The following is a 19347-nucleotide window of genomic DNA, read 5'->3' on the forward strand; positions in this document are numbered from 1 at the left end:
CTTTTTCCTTTCTGTCGATAACGGTCTCAGGCGGCGTCGCGCTTCAGCCCCAGAAGTCGGGATGCTGCCGAACGAGCCGTTCTGACGGGCATCATCAGGCGTAAAACCTCCTTGGCGAAGGCGTCGGCATTCTCCCGCGCCTTGTCGAGATTGCTGACCTTCGCCACATCGAGCGTATGGAGGCTACCGCCGGCCTCGAAGAGTTCCCTGAAGGCGACACGCTCGCCGATCGGCGTGTTGAGCACGTTGACGCCTCGCGCCGCAAGCAGGCCCTTGATGGTGAGGAGCGCCCTCGTCGTCACCATGGAGGTGACGCGCGTAAGCACGACCGAATGGGAAATGGAAAGGTTGGCCTTCTCCTTCAGGAAGGACAGAAGATCGAGGATCTGCGCCGCTCCCTTGGCATCCATTGCCGAACCCTGGACCGGGATCATCACGTGATCGGAAAGGCTGATCGCCGTCGTGACCAGCGCGTCGCGCGCGCCGGCGAGATCGACGATGAAATAGTCGGTCGTTGCGGCCATCTCGCGGAGATGACACTGCAGCGAGGGGATGGTCACTTCCGATATGACCTCGATATTGCGCACCCGGCCGGAGGTCTCGTACCACTGGCTGATCCACTGCTGCGGATCGGCATCGATGACGGTGACGCGAAAGCCCTGATGGGCGAGCTCGGTGGCCAGCAGAAGCGCTGCGGTCGTTTTACCGGCGCCTCCCTTGGCATTGGCGAAGGATATTACGGGCATTTTCATTTCCTTGAAGGAAGCACGAGCGGCATCGCTCGAAGAGACACCATCGCATGGTGCCGATAGCCCATATCCTTTCCAAACATGGTTAATGATTTATTAATTTAGGGCATAAAGGACTCTGCTTCGCAAATCTCCATCCCCTGAAAACCAAGGCGGCGCGCCGGATTGACCGTCGCACCGCCTTGCCCCGCAACGCCTTCAGCTCAGAAGCAATCCAGGAAAAGCTGTCTGGTATTTTCCTTGGTCATCGGCACCGGATTGCCGCCGCAGCTCGGGTCCTCGATCGCCATGGCGGTCAGCTCGTCGATTCGATCCGGCTTGATCCCCATCGCCGTCAGGTTCTCGGGAACGCCAAGCTCCGAGCGCAGCGACAGCACGTAGTCGTAGAAGCCGTCGAAACCGCCGGAAATTCCGAGATAGGCTGCAGCCCGCGCGATCTTCTCTTCGATCGCCGGACGGTTGAAGCGCAGCACCGGCGGCATGACGACCGCATTGGTCATGCCGTGATGGGTATTGTAGACCGCGCCGATCGGATGGGAGAGGGAATGGATCGCGCCCAATCCCTTCTGGAAGGCGACCGCCCCCATGGCCGCAGCCGACATCATGTTGGTGCGGGCTTCGAGATCCGCGCCGTCCTTGAAGGCGCGCGGCAGGAATTCCTTGACGAGCCGCATGCCCTCGAGCGCGATGCCGCCGGACATCGGATGATAGAAGGGCGAAGAATAGGCTTCCAGGCAATGGGCGAAGGCATCCATGCCCGTGCCGGCGGTGATCGCCTTCGGCATGCCCATGGTCAGTTCCGGATCGCAGATCACCACGCCCGGCAGCATCTTCGGATGGAAGATGATCTTCTTCACATGGGTTTCCGAATTGGTGAGCACCCCTGCCCGGCCCACTTCCGAGCCTGTGCCGGCCGTCGTCGGCACGGCGATGATCGGCGCAATCTTGGCGGCATCCGCGCGCGTCCACCAGTCGCCGATATCCTCGAAATCCCAGACAGGCCGCGTCTGGCCGGCCATGAAGGCGATCAGCTTGCCGAGATCGAGGCCCGAACCTCCGCCGAAGGCCACGACGCCGTCATGGCCGCCCTCCCTGTATGCCCTGATGCCGGCTTCGAGGTTCTTCTCATTGGGATTGGGATCGACCTCGGAAAACATCGCCCGTCCAAGCCCGGCCTCATCCAGGATATCCAGCGCATGCCCGGTGATCGCCATGGAGGCAAGTCCTCGGTCGGTGACAAGCAACGGCTTCCTGAGCCCCAATGTCTTGCAGGCGTCCGCCAGCTCCTTGATCCGCCCACGGCCAAGTTTGACGGCGGTGGGATAGCTCCAGTTCGCGACGATATTCATTGGGCTGCTTTCTTCAGATGATAGGATTTCGGGCGTGTCAGGTTGTGGAAGCCGAGCACCGAAAGAGATCCCCCTCGCCCGGTTTCCTTGACGCCCGTCCAGACGAGCGCCGGGTCGAGATAATCGGCGCGGTTCATGAAGACGGTGCCGGTTTCGAGCTCGCGACCGATCTTCGCCGCACGCTCGGCATCCTTGGTCCAGAGCGAAACGGTCAGCCCGTACCGGCTGTCGTTCATGAGGCCGATCGCCTCGTCATCCGTCTTCACCTTCATGATCCCGACCGCAGGTCCGAAGGTTTCCTCGCGCATGAACGGCATGGAATGATCGACATCCACGAGGATCTGCGGCGCGAGATAGGCGCCGCCGTCATCGGCCGGGAAGAGCTTCGGATCGATGAGCGCCTTGGCACCCTTCGAGACGGCATCGGCGAGCTGCTCGCGCACCACCTTGGCAAAGCGCTTGTTGGCCATCGGTCCGAGCGTCGTTTCCTTGTCGAGCGGATTACCCAGCTTGTAGTTGGACACCCACGCGACCGACTTCTCCACGAAGTCGTCATAGAGCGACTCATGCACATAAATTCGCTCGATGCCGCAGCAGCACTGGCCGGAATTGTAGGTCGCGCCGTCCATCAGCACATCCACCGCCGCGTCGAGATCGGCATCCCCCATCACATAGCCTGGATCCTTGCCGCCAAGCTCCAGTCCGATGCCGGTGAAGGTACCGGCGGCTGCCCGCTCGATCGACCGGCCGCCCTCGACCGAGCCCGTAAAATTGATGAAGTTGAACAGGCCTTGCGAGATCAGCTTCGCAGTCGTCTCGTGATCCAGGAAGATGTTCTGGAACACGTCTTCCGGCACCCCCGCCTCGGCGAAGGCGCGCACCATGCGCTCTCCGACCAGGAGCGTCTGCGCGGCGTGTTTCAGGATAACGGTATTGCCCGCCATCAATGCCGGAGCGACGGTGTTGATCGCCGTCATATAGGGATAGTTCCAGGGCGCGATGACGAAGACGACGCCGTGCGGCTCGCGTTCGATGCGGCGCTCGAAACTCGCGCTGTCCTCGACGCGCAGCGGAGCGAGCGCATCGGCGGCGATCGAGGCGACGTAATTGGAGCGCTCGTTGAACCCCTTGAACTCGCCGCCATAACGCACCGGCCGGCCCATCATCCAGGCAAGCTCGGGCACCACTTCCTCGACCATCTCGTTGAGACGCGCGACGCCTTTCAGCACGAGATGGACACGCTCTTCGAGCGGCCGCTTCGCCCAGGCCTTCTGCGCTTTCCGCGCGCGCTGCACGGCCTCGGTCGCCGCCTCCAGCGACATCGCCGGACGCTCGGCATAGACCGAACCGTCGACCGGCGAGATACATTGGATCATCGTCATGATCGAAATTCCCATTCTTTCGTTGGATGTGGGCGATTTACGCCCGTTCGAACCCGCGCGCCACTTCCCAGTCGGTCACGCGGCGGTCGTATTCCTCCTGCTCCCAGTTGGCTGCACGCACGTAGTGGTCGATGACGTCGTCCCCGAAAGCCTCCCGCAGCAGCTCGGAATTGTCCATCAGTTCTGTGGCGTGACGCAGCGTGCGCGGAATCTCACGGACACCCTTGCCGCCATAGGCATCGCCGACGAAGGCCGGCTCCAGCTCCATCTTCTTCTCGATACCGTCTATGCCCGCCGCGATCAGCGCAGCCATGGCGAGATAGGGATTGAGATCGGAACCGCCGACGCGGCACTCGACGCGGATGCCCTTCGTGCCCTCGCCGCAGAGCCGGTAACCGGCCGTGCGGTTGTCCTTCGACCAGATCGCCTTGGTCGGCGCAAAGGTCCCGGCCATGAACCGCTTGTAGGAATTGATGTAGGGCGCCAGGAAATAGGTGATCTCGCTGGCATGGCTGAGAAGCCCTGCCATGTAGTGTTTCATCGTGGCCGACATGCCGTATTCGCCCTCCTTGTCGAAGAAGAGCGGCGTGCTGCCATCCGCGCTCCAGAGCGACTGATGGATGTGGGAAGAGCTTCCGGCCGCGTTGTAATGCCATTTGGCGAGGAAGGTGATGGCCTTGCCCTTCGACCAGGCGATCTCCTTGCAGGCGTTCTTGATGATGACATGCCGGTCGGCCATGGCCAGCGCATCGGCGTAACGGACGTTGATCTCTTCCTGGCCGGCCGAGGCCTCGCCCTTGGAATTTTCCACCGGCACGCCTGCGCCCTGCAAGCCTTTGCGGATCGCCCGCATCACATCCTCTTCCTTGGTGGTCTGGAAGATATGGTAATCTTCGTTATAGCCGCTTGCGAGCTTCAGGTCGCGATAGCCGCTTTCTCTCGCCTGGTCATAGGTCTGATCGAACAGGAAGAATTCCAGCTCCGTCGCCATGAAGGCGGCCATTCCCATGTCTTCCAGCCGCTTCACCTGCTTCTTGAGAATGGCGCGCGGAGAATGCGGCACTTCCTCATGGGTATGGTGATCCAGCACGTCGCAGATGACCAGCGCGGTGCCTTCCAGCCAGGGGAGTCTCCGCAACGTCGAGAGATCGGGCTTCATAGTGTAGTCGCCATAGCCCTGCTCCCAGCTCGTCGCCTTGTAGCCGGAGATGGTTTCCATCTCCATGTCGGTCGCCAGCAGATAGTTGCAGCTATGGGTTTCCTTGTAGGCGCTTTCGACGAAATATTCCGCCTGGAACCGCTTGCCCATGAGACGACCCTGCATATCGACCTGGGCCGCGATCACGGTATCGATGCTGCCGGCGGCGACATCCTGCTTCAACTCATCGAAAGTATATGTGGCAGCCATGCCTGTGCATCCGTTCCTATGAAGATAACGTAAGGGAAGACGCGGCCCGAAGGCCGCGTCCATTCGGCCTTAGACGAGCGAAGCCGCCTGCTTGTGCTCCATCGCGAACTCCTCCTCCGGGGAGAGGATGAGGCGGTGGCGCCCAACGACCGCGAAATAGGCGATCGCGATCGCAAACCAGATGGCAACCCAGAGAACCCCCTTCGAGAAATTCGGATCCTGTACCTGGTAGATCAGGGTGACGATCGCGATGATGATCGTCAAGACGGCTCCCGGTATGCCGAGCGGCGAGCGGAAGGGCCGCTCGATATTGGGCAGCTTCTTGCGCAGGATGATGAACGATATCCCCTGCATGATGTAGGAGAACATCGCCCCGAACACAGCCATGTTGAGTAGCACGCTGCCGATGATGCTGCCGCCCTGTTCCGCGCCGAGCCCGAACCAGATCGCCAGCATGACCGCCAGCCCGACCACGGAACCCGTGATCATCGCGACATAAGGCGTCTTGTAGGAGGAATGGGTGACGGAAAGCCCCGTCGGGAAATAACCTGCCCGCGACAGCGAATAGATCTGCCTGCCCTGTGCGTAGAGGATCGTGTGGAAACTGGCGATGAGACCCGTCAGCGCCACGAGGCCGAGAAGCACGACGCCGCTGTCGCCGTAGATCGCCCGGAAGCCGTCCAGCAGCGGTTCCAGCGAGGAACCGAGATGGAAGGAGCCGACACCCGGCACGGAAGGATTCAGGAGCACGATCATGAAGGCGGAGATCATCAGCGTGATGATGCCGAGGATGATGCCCTTCGGCATATCGCGCTTGGGATCGACCGACTCCTCGGCCGCAAGCGGAAGCTGCTCGATGGCCAGGAACAGCCACACGGCGAAAGGCAGCGTTGCGAGCACGCCGGAGAAGCCGAAGGGGAACCATTCGCCATTGCCTTCCGGCAGTTCCACCGCCGCGCCATCCGGACCGACGCCGACATTCAGGGCCCAGCGTGAGAAATCCATGCTCGGAATGGCGCTGATCCAGAAGAACACCAGCACCGCCAGCGAAATCACCGTGATAACCAGCGTGACCTTGAAGGAAAGCTCCAGCCCGAAGACGTTGAGCCCCAGAAAGATCAGATAGAAGACGATCCATATCAGTGGCGAATAGGCGGGATCGAGCCCGAAGATCGAGTTCACATAGGCCGTTATGAAGGTGACGATCACCGCCGGCGTCAGCACGTATTCCACGTTTTCGCAAAGCCCGGTGATGAAACCGCCCCATGGCCCCATCGCCGTGCGGGCGAAAGAATAGGCCGCCCCCGTATGCGGCAATGCCGGGCTCATCTCGGCGATCGAGAAGGTGAGCCCCAGATACATGATGGCGATGATGATGCCGGCGACCAGCATGCCGCCCCAGCCGCCGGTCGCGAAACCGAAATTCCAACCGGAGAAATGGCCAGAGATGACGGCTCCGACGCCGAGCGCCCAAAGCGACCAGACCCCCGCATAGCGCGAGAGGCCCCTCTTTTCGAAATAGGATGCGTCAGCCTTCTTGTAGCTGACGCCTGCGGATGAACTTTCCATGCCCTTCTCTCCTGATCCAAGAAAACGGGCAGCCGGCGTCAAATGCCGACCACGCCCCTCAAAATCTCGCACGCCGCCCGCTTGTTTCTCGGTGTCGATGCGCGTCGCAGCTTCCACTGCTCCCCGGGTCTTATCGTTAGACGTCTGCGAGACTTTCCCGCAGCAGGCCTGTCAGGAAATCGGCCACGACCCCTTGGCCGGTTTCGTCTGCTATCAAATCGTTCCTTATTTCGATCATCACGTTCAGAAGCCCCGCCGGCATGGCGTGAACCTCGAGCGTATGCGTAACCCCATCCGCCGGCCCATAGGGCTCGTTGCACGCGACATGGTAGAGACGCGTGTCTGCGGCGGCTGCAAGCATGCGATCGGCAAGCCGGCTGTCTTTTTCGTGCAGGATGCCGATTTCGACCTCGCGCAGCTTTCCGAAATAGACCGGCGTGAAACTGTGGACGGTAACGAGCACCGTCGGCCGTCCCCGCGCACGCCTGGCTGCGATCTCCTCGCGGATACGCCCATGGAACGGCAGGTAAAGCGAGGTGGTCCGCAGCGACCGCTCCGCTTCCGTCAGGTTCTCGTTGCCGGGAATGCGGAAGATCTCGCTGACGTCGCGCATCGCTGCGGGAGATTCCGGCGGGCGGTTGCAATCGTAGATCAGCCGGGAAAAGCGCTGGTGGATCAGCGTTGCGTCGAGGCTGCGCGACATCAGCCGTGAAACGGCGAGCGCGCCAGGATCCCAGGCGATATGAGAGGCAAGCGCCTCTTGCGAAAGCCCGAGGTCGCCGTAGCGCTCCGGCAGGCGGCGGGAGGCATGTTCGCAAACCAGCAGCACCTCGCCGCGCCCGTCAGCGTTTTCCACGGCCACGGGATCACCGTCCGCCTTCGTGAAAAACTCCGACTGAACCAGCATGATCGCCTCGGAATATGATTGAAACAACCTTAACGAAGAGAATTCTTCAACTTTCAGCCAAGGTCAATCCAAATCTGAAAAAATCTTTTCAGAGCCGCCATTGACACATGTGCTGGAACGATTGTTAAATCTTCTCAAACCGGCGAAGACCGGGAAAGGGAACAGTTCCGTGCCAACCACAGCGCGTACCGTATCGGATGTCATCCGCACTCGTTACGAAAGCCTCACACGCGCTGAACGTCAGCTTGCGGACCGAATTTTGGAGAACTACCCGGTGTCGGGCCTCGGCAGCATCACGACGATTGCGGAGAGTGCGGGCGTTTCCACGCCGACCGTCGCGCGCATGGTGCAGAAGCTCGGCTACAAGGGCTATCCGGAGTTCCAATCGCATCTGCATCAGGAACTCGAGGCAACGCTCTCGAACCCGATCGCCAAGCATGATCGCTGGGCGTCCAATGCGCCGGGCACGCACATTCTCAACCGTTTCGCCGATGCCATCACCGGCAATCTGCGCGATACGCTCTCCGATCTCGACACCAGAACCTTCGAAGGTTCGGCGGCTCTTCTGGGCGACCGCAACCGCGGCATCTATTTCGTCGGCGGCCGCATCACCGGCGCGCTTGCGGAATATTTCTTCACCCATATGCAGGTGATCCGCCCGAAGACGACGCTGATCTCCACCAATTCCAGTTCCTGGCCGCAGCATGTGCTGAACATGAATGCTGGCGATGTGCTGGTGATCTTCGATATCCGCCGTTACGAGCAGGAGATGGCGACGCTCGCGGAAGCCGCAAGGGCCAACGGCGTCGTCATCATCTTGTTCACGGATGTCTGGTCATCGCCCGTGGCCAAGCATGCCGAGCACATCTTCAAGGTGCGGATCGAGGCGCCCTCCGCCTGGGATTCCTCCGTCATAACCCTCTTCGTCGTGGAGGCTCTCATCGAGGCCGTACAAAGCTCCACATGGACGGAGACCCGGGAACGCATGAATTCGCTGGAAGGCCTGTTCGAGCGGACGCGATTGTTCCGCCGACCGGGCCGCCAGCCCCGTTCCGAGTAAACGCATGCGCATGTAAAATTCGACAGCCAAATAGGGAACTTATGAGAAAATGCTCACCTACCTGGCTGTCACATCGCATTCATGAAACGGCTCTACGAGTGCGCCGAGACGCCCTGAACCCTAGGAGGATACCGTGCTCAAGAACAACCGACGCCTGCTGTCGCTGACGACCGCAGCCCTCATCGCTTCCACCAGCCTCGCGGCTGCCGAACCCAGCGCCGAACTGATCGAAGCCGCCAAGAAGGAAGGCATGCTGACGACCATCGCCCTGCCCCATAGCTGGTGCGGTTATGGCGACATCATTGCCGGCTTCAAGGCGAAATACGGCATCGAGGTCAACGAACTGAACCCGGACGCAAGCTCGGGCGACGAAATCGAAGCCATCAAGGCCAATAAGGGCAATACCGGCCCGCAGGCTCCCGACGTGATCGACGTCGGCCTCTCCTTCGGCCCCTCATCGAAGGCCGAGGGCCTGATCCAGCCCTATAAGGTCTCGACCTGGGACAGCATCCCGGAAGACGCCAAGGATGCCGAAGGTCACTGGTACGGCGACTATTACGGCGTGCTGTCCTTCGTTGTGAACACCGACATCGTCAAGGAGGTGCCGAAGGACTGGAAGGACCTGATCAAGCCGGAATATGCCAATGCGGTTGCACTTGCAGGCGATCCGCGCGGCTCCAACCAGGCCGTGCAGGCGGTTTATGCGGCCGGCATCGCCGGAGGCGAGAAGGATGCAACCAAAGCTGGGGAAGCCGGACTCAGCCTCTTCGCGGAGGTCAACAAAGCCGGCAATTTCGTCCCGGTTATCGGTAAGTCCGCTTCGCTTGCGCAAGGCTCGACGCCGATTGTCATCGCGTGGGACTATAACGGCCTCACCTGGCGCGATACGCTGAAAGGCAATCCGCCGCTCGACGTGATCGTTCCCGAAACCGGTGTCGTCGCCGGCGTCTACGTCCAGGCGATCTCCGCCTTCGCGCCGCATCCGAATGCCGCCAAGCTCTGGATGGAATACATCTACTCCGACGAAGGCCAGCTCGGCTATCTGAAGGGCTATTGCCACCCTATCCGCTTCAACGACCTCGTCGCCAAGGGCAAGGTTCCGCAGGAAATGCTCGACAAGCTGCCGCCCGCGGCCGCTTACGAAAAGGCTGTTTTCCCGACCCTTGCGGAGCAGGAAGCCGGCAAGACCGCGATCACCACCAAGTGGGATAGCGTCGTCGGTGCCAACGTCCAGTAACACCGTGCAATCGGTCCCCTCGCCATCGGCGGGGGGGCTTTTTCTTTTCCTGCCGAAAAGGACCCCTGAACATAGCCTCGCCCCGTCTCATCGACCGCCGCACCGTCATCGATTGGCTGGGTATCGCGCCGTTCATGATCTTCGCGTTGATGTTTCTGGTCATGCCGACGCTTTATCTCGTCGCGGGAGCCTTCTTCAATTCTGCGGGTGAATTCACCTTCGAGAACATCACCGGCCTTTTCACCCCCACAATCCTCAGCGCCTACTGGATCAGCATCAAGGTCTCCTTTGCCTCGGCTTTCGGCGGAGCAGTCATCGGTTTCTTTCTTGCCTGGGCGATCGTGTTGGGCGGCCTTCCCTCCTTCGTCCGGTCCGGCCTTCTCACTTTCTCCGGTGTGGCATCCAACTTCGCCGGCGTCCCTCTCGCCTTCGCCTTCATAGCCACGCTCGGCCGCACCGGCCTCGTCACCGTCTTTCTGCGGGAATGGTTCGGTTTCAACCTTTATTCCACCGGCTTCAATCTTCTCTCTTTCTTCGGACTCACCATCACCTACATGTTCTTCCAGATCCCGCTGATGGTGCTGATCCTCACCCCTGCGCTCGATGGGTTGAAGAAGGAGTGGCGGGAGGCCTCCGAGAGCCTTGGCGCGTCGACCTGGCAATACTGGCGCATGGTGGGACTGCCGATCCTCTGGCCGAGCCTGCTCGGCACCAGCCTGCTGCTCTTCGCCAATGCCTTCGGAGCGATCGCCACGGCGTATGCGCTCACCGGTTCCTCGCTCAACATCGTGCCGATCCTTCTCTACGCGCAGATACGTGGCGACGTTCTCCACAATCCCAATCTCGGTTATGCGCTGGCGCTCGGAATGATCCTCATCACCGGCATCTCCAACATCCTCTTCATCTGGCTGCGGATGCGCGCCGAACGGTGGCAGAAATGAAGGCGCAGAAGATACTCGCCTGGACTGCTATCGCCATCGGCGCGCTCTATTTCCTCGTCCCGCTGATCGGCACGTTCGAGTTCTCGATGCGCATGCGCCGCGATGCCTACTCCTTCGATGCCTATCACTCCGTCTTCTCGGACATGCAGTTTCGCGCGACCTTCGGCTTTTCCATGCTGATGGCGCTTTTCACCATCGTCTTCGGGATGCTGCTGGTGGTTCCGACTGCCTATTGGGTGCGGCTGCGCCTTCCCCAAGCTCGGCCGGTGGTAGAGTTCATCACCCTGCTGCCGCTGGTGATCCCCGCGATCGTCATCGTTTTCGGCTATCTCAGGCTCTACAATTCCTCGTCCTGGCTTCCCTTCACGGGTTCCGTCGCCGGCACGAACATGCTGCTCGTGCTGTCCTACATCACCCTTTCGCTGCCTTACATGTACCGCGCCGTGGATACCGCCATGCGGGCGATCGACGTGCGCACGCTGACCGAAGCCGCCGAAAGCCTCGGCGCAAAATGGCCGACCATCCTGTTTCGCTGCATATTTCCGAACGTCATGTCGGGAGTGCTCTCGGGCGCCTTCATCACCTTCGCGATCGTCATGGGCGAATTCACCATGGCCGCTCTCCTGAACCGCCCGGCCTTCGGCCCTTATCTGCAGCTTGTCGGCGCCAACAAAGCCTACGAGCCCTCCGCGCTCGCGATCATCGCATTCGCCATTACCTGGCTGTCGATGGGTCTGCTCCAGCTCGTTTCCCGTTTCAGCAAACTGGCGCCCGCCCGGACTTGAGGAATTTCATTGCATGTCGTTTCTGGTTCTCGACCACATAAACAAGAGTTTCGGCGTTACGCAGGTCGTCAAGGATTTCGACATGTCCGTCGAGAAGGGAGAATTCATCTCTTTCCTCGGGCCCTCCGGCTGCGGCAAGACTACAGTGCTGCGCATGATCGCGGGCTTTGAAATGCCGAGCGGCGGCCGGATCAGCATCAACGGCAAGGACCAGAACAACCTCAAGACCAGCCAGCGCAACATCGGCATGGTCTTCCAGGCCTATGCGCTTTTTCCCAACATGAATGTCTTCGACAATGTCGCCTTCGGGCTGAAGGTGGCGGGCAAGCCGAAGGCGGAGATCGAGGCGCGCGTGAAGGAGATGCTGGCGCTGATCCGGCTCGATCATCTTTCGGACCGCTATCCCTACCAGCTTTCGGGCGGGCAGCAGCAGCGCGTAGCACTTGCCCGCGCGCTCGCGCCGAAGCCGCAGGTGCTCCTGCTCGACGAACCGCTTTCGGCGCTCGATGCGAAGATCCGCGTCTCGCTGCGCGAGGAAATCCGCCAGATCCAGCGCCAGCTCGGCATCACCACCGTATTCGTCACGCACGACCAGGAGGAGGCGCTGTCGATTTCCGACCGGATCGTCGTGATGAACGCCGGCCGCGCCGACCAGATCGGCACGCCCTCGGAAATCTACAATCGCCCGGCAACCCGCTTCGTGGCTTCGTTCGTCGGCACGCTGAACATGATCGAGGCGACCGTGGCCGATCCCGCCGCCGATACGGTGAAGATCGGCGGTGAACTTGTCGGGCTTCGCCAATCGCTTGCCGGCAGGAAGAGCGGAGACAAGCTCTCGCTGGCGCTCCGGCCGGAAGCAGGCTCGATCGCTGCGAATGCCAAGGGCGATACGGCGCTTGCCGGCGAAGTCGTGTCCTCTCATTTTCTGGGCTCGGTCATCCGCACGAAGATCGACATCGGCGGCAACCAGGTTTCCTTCGACATGTTCAACTCGCCGGATGCCATAATACCTGCTCCGGGCGAGAAGGTGACGCTGCGTTTTGCTGCAGGCGACCTTCTCGTCGTCGAGGACTAATCCCCGGTTCAGGCTTGCGACGCAGCGTTGTCAGGCCGCATCGTCCACTGCGTCATCGGCGGAAGGCACGTAATTGAGCACCGGACCGAGCCAGCGCTCGACCTCCTCGACCGCCATGCCCTTGCGCTTGGCATAGTCCGCCACCTGGTCCCGCTCCACTTTGGCAACCCCGAAGTAATAGGACTCCGGATGGCCGATATAGAGGCCGGAGACCGATGAACCCGGCCACATGGCGTAGCTCTCGGTCAATTCCACGCCGGTGGCGGCAGTGGCATCCAACAGGCGGAAGAGCGTCGCCTTCTCGGTGTGGTCGGGTTGGGCCGGATAGCCCGGCGCCGGACGGATGCCCGCATATTCCTCGGCGACGAGCTGATCGTTGGTCAGCGCCTCGTCCCGTGCGTAACCCCAGAACTCCTTGCGAACCTGCTGATGCATGCACTCGGCGAAAGCTTCGGCGAAACGGTCGGCCAGCGCCTTGACCAGGATCGAGGAATAGTCGTCGTTCGCCCGTTCGAAACGTTCAGCGATCGCCACTTCCTCGATACCGGCGGTCACCACGAAGCCGCCCACATATTCCGCCTTGCCGCTCGAAACCGGCGCCACGAAATCGGAAAGCGCCACGTTAGGACGTCCGTCGCGCTTCGAAAGCTGCTGGCGCAGCGTATAGAAGGTCGCAAGTTCTTCGGCGCGGCTCTCGTCGGTAAAGAGACGGATGTCGTCGCCCACGGCATTCGCCGGCCAGAAGCCGATGACGGCGCGCGGCCGGAACCACTTTTCGGCAATGATCTTTTCGAGCATCGCCTGGGCGTCGGCGTAGAGCTGGCGCGCCGCCTCGCCCTGCTTCTCGTCTTCCAGGATCGCCGGGAAGCGACCCTTCAGTTCCCAGGTCTGGAAGAAGGGCGTCCAATCGATGTACTTCGCCAACTCCTCGAGATCGTAGGTCTCGAAGACCTTCGTGCCGGTGAACTGCGGTTTGACAGGCTGATAGGCGGCCCAATCGATCTTGTGAGCATTGTCGCGAGCACGCGAGAGCGGCAGCCGCTGCTTCTCCGCCTCGGAACGGGCATGCGCGGCCGCAACCTTGGCATATTCGGCCCGGATCGTGCCGATATAGTTGTCCTTCATTTCCGGCGAAAGCAGTGAGGAAACGACGCCGACGGCGCGGCTGGCATCCGTCACATAGACGGTCTGGCCACGCTCGTAGCGCGGGTGGATCTTCACCGCGGTATGAACGCGGCTCGTGGTCGCCCCGCCGATCAAGAGCGGCAGGTCAAAACCCTGCCGCTCCATTTCGGAGGCGACATGCACCATCTCGTCGAGCGAAGGCGTGATGAGGCCGGAGAGCCCGATGATGTCGACCTTCTCGGCGATCGCCGTTTCGAGGATCTTGGTCGCCGGCACCATGACGCCGAGATCGATGATCTCGTAATTGTTGCAGGCGAGCACGACGCCGACGATGTTCTTGCCGATGTCGTGGACGTCACCCTTCACGGTCGCCATCAGCACCTTGCCGGCGGACTTCCTCTGGTCACCGCCGTTCAGGCGCTTCTCTTCTTCCATGTAGGGAAGCAGAACCGCTACGGCCTGTTTCATGACGCGCGCCGACTTCACGACCTGCGGCAGGAACATCTTGCCCGAGCCGAAGAGATCGCCGACGATGTTCATGCCGGCCATCAGCGGCCCTTCGATGACGTCGAGCGGGCGCTTGGCCTTCACCCTCGCCTCTTCGGTATCCGCATCGATAAAATCGGTGATGCCGTTGACCAATGCATGCGACAGTCGCTGCTCGACCGGCAGTTCACGCCAGGAAAGATCCTGCGCCTTGGCTTCCTTGCCCCCGGTTCCGCGGAAACGCTCGGCGACCTCAAGCAAGCGCTCGGTACCATCGGCTCGGCGGTTGAGAACGACATCCTCGCAGGCTTCGCGCAATTCCGGATCGATGTTATCATATACCGCGAGCTGGCCGGCATTGACGATGCCCATGTCCATGCCTGCCTGGATGGCGTGGTAGAGGAAGACGGCATGCATCGCCTCGCGTACCGGCTCGTTGCCGCGGAAGGAGAACGACAGGTTGGAGACGCCGCCGGAAATATGCACGAGCGGCATGGTCTGGCGGATCGTGCGGGTCGCTTCGATAAAGTCGACGCCGTAGTTGTTGTGCTCTTCGATGCCCGTGGCAACCGCGAAGATATTGGGATCGAAGATGATGTCTTCCGGCGAAAGCCCCGCCTGCTCGGTCAGGATCTTATAGGCGCGGCTGCAGATCTCCACCTTGCGCTCGTAGGTGTCCGCTTGGCCCGCTTCGTCGAAAGCCATGACGACGACGGCCGCGCCATAATTGCGGATCAGCCGTGCCTGGCGCAGGAAGTTCTCCTCGCCTTCCTTCAGCGAGATCGAGTTGACGACCGGCTTGCCCTGCACGCATTTGAGTCCTGCCTCGATGATCTCGAACTTGGAGCTGTCGATCATCACCGGCACGCGGGCGATATCGGGCTCGGCGGCGATGAGATTCAGGAACTCGACCATCGCCTTCTGGGAGTCGATCAGGCCTTCGTCCATGTTGATGTCGATGACCGAGGCACCGTTCTCGACCTGATCGCGCGCGACGGCGAGCGCGGCCGTGTAGTCGCCGGCCGTGATCAGCTTGCGGAACTTCGCCGAGCCGGTGACGTTGGTGCGCTCGCCGACGTTGACGAAGGGGATTTCCTTGGTCAGCACGAAGGGCTCGAGGCCGGAAAGCGACATGAAGGACTTATGCTCCGGCCCCTCGCGCGGCTTGTAAGGCGCCACCGCCTCTGCAATTGCACGGATATGCTCCGGCGTCGAGCCGCAGCAGCCGCCGACGACGTTGACGAGGCCTTCGCGGGCGAATCCCTCCACCTGCCGAGCCATCATCTCAGGTGTTTCGTCATACTGGCCGAACTCGTTCGGCAGGCCGGCATTCGGATAGGCGCAGATGAAGGCGTCGGCGACGCCGGAAAGCTCCTGCAGGTGCGGCCGCATGGCATCCGCGCCGAGCGCGCAGTTGAGCCCGATCGTGAACGGCCTTGCGTGGCGGACGGAGCTCCAGAAGGCCGAAGGCGTCTGCCCAGAGAGCGTGCGGCCCGAAAGATCGGTGATGGTTCCGGAAATCATCACCGGCAGGTGGATGCCCTTTTCGGCGAAACGTTCCTCGCAGGCGAAGATCGCCGCCTTGGCGTTGAGTGTGTCGAAAATCGTCTCGATCAGGATGATATCGGCACCGCCGTCGATAAGGCCATCGATCTGTTCGCCATAGGCAATGCGCAGATCATCGAATGTCACCGCCCGGTAACCGGGATTATTCACATCCGGAGAGATCGAGGCGGTGCGGTTCGTCGGGCCGATCGCGCCGGCCACGAAGCGGCGCCGGCCGTCCTCCTTTTCGGCCCGCAACGCCGCGCGGCGAGCAAGCCGCGCGCCATCGCGGTTGAGGTCGTAGACCGCATTTTCCATCTGGTAATCGGCCTGCGCGATGCGCGTCGAGGAGAAGGTGTTGGTTTCAAGGATATCCGCGCCGGCCTTCGCATAGCGGTAATGGATTTCCTCGATCGCCTGCGGCTGGGTCAGAATCAGAAGATCGTTGTTTCCCTGCTGATGGCAGGCGCAGGATGCGAAGCGATCCCCCCGGAAATGCTCCTCGTTGTAGCCGAGCCCCTGAATTTGCGTGCCCATCGCCCCGTCGATGACGAGGATGCGCTCGCGAGCGGCCGCCTTGAGAGCGCTCAGAATTTCCGCGCCGTCCCGGCGGGCAGCCTCGGGACCAAAGAGTTCCTCGAACATGGCGCTTCTCCTGCATTAAACCATTGGCGCCTATAACCGCATAAAGATATCTTTATGTCAATAATCGGAAGACGACGCTTTTGAACCATAGTTTGCCGGTGACAGCGAAACGGCCGAAGGCTATAGCCGTTCCTATCGATTGCCCACCCCTTTTGATTCCGGAGAAATCATGAGCCAGTCAGGTCAATTGTCGAAGCCGTGGAATGAACTTCCCTATCATCGCCGCTGGCTCCTCGATCAGGCCGACGGCCTTTTTGATTTCTTTCAATATCGGGCAATGAACCCGAAGGGCGGCTTCTACGATCTCGATGACGAAGGACGGCCGCTTGCCGTGGCCAATCCCGTCCGCGGCATCCATGCCTCGGCACGCATGGTGCATTGCTATTCGATCGCCTATCTGCTCGGCCGGCCCGGCTCCGGCGATCTCATCGATCATGGCATGAGCTACATCTGGAGCCGTCACCGCGATAACGCGCACGGCGGTTATCACTGGTCGCTGAACGACGACGGACCGGCCGACGGCAGCAAACAGGGTTACGGCCATGCCTTCGTGCTGCTTGCCGCCTCTTCCGCCAAGGTGATCGGCCACCCGCTCGCCGATCGCATGCTCGCCGACATCACCGAAATCCTCGAAACCAGATTCTGGGAAAAGCGGCATGGCGCGATCGCGGAAGAGTTCCAGGCCGACTGGTCGCCGATCGACGGTGGCAGCTATCGCGGCCAGAATTCCAACATGCACCTGACCGAAGCGCTGATGGCGGCCTTCGAAGTCACCGGCGAGAGACATTATCTCGACAAGGCGGAAAGCATCGCCGACCTCGTCATCCGCCGCTTAGCCGGCAGCGTCGGTTTCCGCGTCGCCGAGCATTTCGATACGGAGTGGCGGATCAATAAGGACTATTACCACCGCGACGAGATGTTCCGCCCCGCCGGTACGACGCCCGGACACTGGCTGGAATGGGCGCGTCTCGTGTTGCAGCTCTGGGCGCTCGGCGACAGGCGGCACTCCTGGATGCCGGATGCGGCGAAGAATCTTTTCGTCCAGTCCATGTCACTGGGCTGGGACAAGGAGAAGGGCGGCTTTTTCTATACGCTCGACTGGCAGGACAAGCCGGCCAAGACCAACAAGCTCTGGTGGCCGATGTGCGAAGGCGCGGCCGCGGCCCATTTCGTCAACCAGCACCTGCCGGCCGACGACTTCTACGAAGACAGCTACCGGCTGATCTGGAGCACGATTGCCAACCGCTTCATCGATCACAAGAACGGCGGCTGGCATGAGGAGCTGACGGAAGACCTCGTTCCCGCCCACACGCTGTTTCCGGGCAAGGGCGATATCTATCATGCGCTCCAGGCCTGCCTGATACCGCTCTACCCGGCGACCGGCAGCCTGACCCGAGTCATTGCGGAAGCCGGAGGGCGCATCTAGAGCAAAGGAGCCATTTGAGCGTCCTTCGCTCGAACGGGAACTATCCTCCGGCAGCGGCATTCTCCGGTCGTCACGAAACTGGAACGACCGGATCGTTGCCTGCCATGCTCAACAGCCTCGCAGAGGAATTCTCCCATCAGGCTCCCGTCGCGATCGAGATCCTCTTCGCGCGCATTCTCGGCTCCATCATCCTCTGCGGCCTGATAGGTCTGGAGAGGGAGAGCGTCAAAAATCCTGCCGGCCTGCGCACCAACATGCTGATAGGGCTCGCCTCTACCGTCTTCACCCTGGTTGGCCTGCAGGTCATGCACGAGTTCGGAAACAGGCCCGATACCGTGCAGATCGATCCCATCCGCCTCGTGGAAGCCGTTACCGCTGGCATCGCCTTCCTCGCAGCCGGCGTCATTATCTATACACGCCAAGACGTCAAAGGGCTGACCACCGGCGCCAGCATGTGGCTATCCGGCGCCATCGGGCTCTGCGCGGGGCTCGGCATGTGGCTGGTGGCCGTGGTCGCCACGGGAGCCGGCATCATCATTCTCTGGCTCCTGCGCAAGACGGAGGTGGCTGTCGGCATGAAGGATAAGTAGGCCGCCGCAATGCCCGCATTTTGAGCGCTCGGAATTTCGCTGGAAAGCACGAGCGGAAAACCGCACCCGAACCCTTGTCTAGTCTCTCGAACCTGCGATAGAACCGCGCCATCCGACCTCGATCCCCGACGGAGACTTCTCTTGACCCGACCCGCCTATGCCGCTGTCGATTGGGGCACAAGCAGCTTTCGCCTGTGGCTGATGGATTCGCAGAACCAGGTGCTTGCCGAAAGGCGAAGCGGCGAAGGCATGACGACCGCCGCCAAGGCCGGCTTTTCGACCATTCTTTCCAGCCATCTCGACGCCCTGGCCGCACCTGCTGATCTGCCGGTGATCGTCTGCGGCATGGCCGGTGCCCGTCAGGGCTGGATCGAAGCCGGTTATGTCGATGTGCCCGCTTCCCTGCCGGCTGTGCTGGAAGGTGCCGTCCCGGTTCCGGGCGAAAGCCGCGACATCCGCATCCTGCCGGGTCTTGCGCAGCGCGCAGCCGATAGGCCTGATGTGATGCGCGGCGAGGAGACCCAGCTTCTCGGCGCGCTCGACCCTCGCGCGATCGGCCAGCAGGTGGTCTGCATGCCGGGCACCCACTCCAAATGGGTTCACCTTTCGGGCGAGACGGTGACCAGCTTCGCGACCTATATGACCGGCGAACTGTTCGACGTCATCTCGAAGCATTCGGTGCTCACCCATTCGGTCGACGGTGCGGAAAGCTTCGACGGCGACAACCCCGTTTTCGGGGAAGCTGTGCGGGCCGCCTTCCGCTTTCCCCAGCAGGTCACCAATTTCCTCTTCACCGTGCGCTCCGGCATGCTGCTGCATGGGCTTTCGCCCACCGATGCCGCCGCCCGCCTCTCCGGCACGCTGATCGGCACGGAAATCGCCGGGGGGCTCACGGCCCTTGCCACCATTCCGGCGATCCGGCTCGTGGCCTCCGGGCGGCTGGGCGGCCTTTACGAAGGCGCGTTCCGCGCGCTCTCCCTTGCCCATGAAACGATTGACGCCGACGAGGCGGTGCGCCGCGGCCTTGCCGCAGCCGCACAGAAACTCCTGCTCGCACAATGATGAGGA

General features: G+C 61.4%; 15 protein-coding genes. 8 read left to right on the top strand and 7 right to left on the bottom strand.

The genetic code is table 11. The features are described 5' to 3' along the window. Positions 1-26: 26 nt before the first annotated feature. The 6 genes from YH62_RS16000 to YH62_RS16025 form a co-directional block, all read right to left on the bottom strand. Positions 27-746 carry an AAA family ATPase gene (locus tag YH62_RS16000; protein ID WP_046795251.1) on the bottom strand — a complete coding sequence of 240 codons (720 nt, stop codon included), beginning with the start codon at positions 744-746 and terminating at the stop codon, positions 27-29. Positions 747-952: 206 nt separating this feature from the next. Continuing rightward, positions 953-2098, bottom strand: coding sequence for an iron-containing alcohol dehydrogenase (locus tag YH62_RS16005; RefSeq protein ID WP_046795252.1), 1146 nt, complete (start codon positions 2096-2098; stop codon positions 953-955). Then, entirely contained in the window at positions 2095-3480 is a 1386-nt protein-coding gene (locus tag YH62_RS16010; protein ID WP_046795544.1) for an aldehyde dehydrogenase family protein, read from the bottom strand. The genes YH62_RS16005 and YH62_RS16010 overlap by 4 nt, the downstream gene beginning before the upstream one ends. Before the next feature lie 37 nt (positions 3481-3517). Further along, positions 3518-4888, bottom strand: a complete 1371-nt coding sequence (locus YH62_RS16015; protein WP_046795253.1) for a glutamine synthetase family protein — start codon at positions 4886-4888, stop codon at positions 3518-3520. A gap of 69 nt (positions 4889-4957) precedes the next feature. Further along, positions 4958-6457 carry an amino acid permease gene (locus YH62_RS16020; protein ID WP_046795254.1) on the bottom strand — a complete coding sequence of 500 codons (1500 nt, stop codon included), beginning with the start codon at positions 6455-6457 and terminating at the stop codon, positions 4958-4960. 136 nt (positions 6458-6593) lie between these two features. Continuing rightward, positions 6594-7364: an N-formylglutamate amidohydrolase gene (locus tag YH62_RS16025; protein WP_046795545.1), complete on the bottom strand. Its 771-nt coding sequence runs from the start codon at positions 7362-7364 to the stop codon at positions 6594-6596. A gap of 169 nt (positions 7365-7533) precedes the next feature. On the opposite strand from YH62_RS16025, the gene YH62_RS16030 reads away from it, so the two are divergent. The 5 genes from YH62_RS16030 to YH62_RS16050 all read left to right on the top strand — a co-directional run bounded on the left by YH62_RS16030 (position 7534) and on the right by YH62_RS16050 (position 12462). Continuing rightward, positions 7534-8424, top strand: coding sequence for a MurR/RpiR family transcriptional regulator (locus YH62_RS16030; protein ID WP_046795255.1), 891 nt, complete (start codon positions 7534-7536; stop codon positions 8422-8424). A gap of 133 nt (positions 8425-8557) precedes the next feature. Beyond that, on the top strand, positions 8558-9661 hold the full coding sequence (locus YH62_RS16035; RefSeq protein ID WP_046795256.1) for an ABC transporter substrate-binding protein: 1104 nt from the start codon (positions 8558-8560) through the stop codon (positions 9659-9661). Between the two features lie 65 nt (positions 9662-9726). Further along, complete coding sequence (locus tag YH62_RS16040; RefSeq protein ID WP_046795257.1) at positions 9727-10602, top strand: ABC transporter permease subunit; 876 nt, start codon at positions 9727-9729, stop codon at positions 10600-10602. After that, positions 10599-11387: an ABC transporter permease gene (locus YH62_RS16045; RefSeq protein WP_046795258.1), complete on the top strand. Its 789-nt coding sequence runs from the start codon at positions 10599-10601 to the stop codon at positions 11385-11387. The genes YH62_RS16040 and YH62_RS16045 overlap by 4 nt, the downstream gene beginning before the upstream one ends. A 13-nt stretch (positions 11388-11400) precedes the next feature. Then, entirely contained in the window at positions 11401-12462 is a 1062-nt protein-coding gene (locus YH62_RS16050) for an ABC transporter ATP-binding protein (protein ID WP_046795259.1), read from the top strand. A 30-nt stretch (positions 12463-12492) separates the two neighbouring features. On the opposite strand, the gene metH is transcribed toward YH62_RS16050, so the two are convergent. Beyond that, positions 12493-16263 carry a methionine synthase gene (metH, locus tag YH62_RS16055; protein ID WP_046795260.1) on the bottom strand — a complete coding sequence of 1257 codons (3771 nt, stop codon included), beginning with the start codon at positions 16261-16263 and terminating at the stop codon, positions 12493-12495. A gap of 169 nt (positions 16264-16432) precedes the next feature. Here metH and YH62_RS16060 point away from each other — a divergent pair, with 169 nt between their 5' ends. From YH62_RS16060 to YH62_RS16070, 3 genes are all read left to right on the top strand, one after another. Beyond that, positions 16433-17689, top strand: coding sequence for an AGE family epimerase/isomerase (locus tag YH62_RS16060; protein WP_046795261.1), 1257 nt, complete (start codon positions 16433-16435; stop codon positions 17687-17689). 104 nt (positions 17690-17793) lie between these two features. Continuing rightward, the gene (locus YH62_RS16065; RefSeq protein WP_046795262.1) at positions 17794-18279 is read left to right on the top strand and encodes an MgtC/SapB family protein; all 486 of its coding nucleotides are present in this window, start codon (positions 17794-17796) and stop codon (positions 18277-18279) included. A gap of 141 nt (positions 18280-18420) precedes the next feature. After that, positions 18421-19341 carry a 2-dehydro-3-deoxygalactonokinase gene (locus tag YH62_RS16070; protein WP_082118374.1) on the top strand — a complete coding sequence of 307 codons (921 nt, stop codon included), beginning with the start codon at positions 18421-18423 and terminating at the stop codon, positions 19339-19341. The last annotated feature ends 6 nt before the right edge of the window (positions 19342-19347 follow it).

This window comes from Rhizobium sp. LC145 (genome assembly GCF_001005825.1).
Lineage (GTDB): Bacteria > Pseudomonadota > Alphaproteobacteria > Rhizobiales > Rhizobiaceae > Neorhizobium.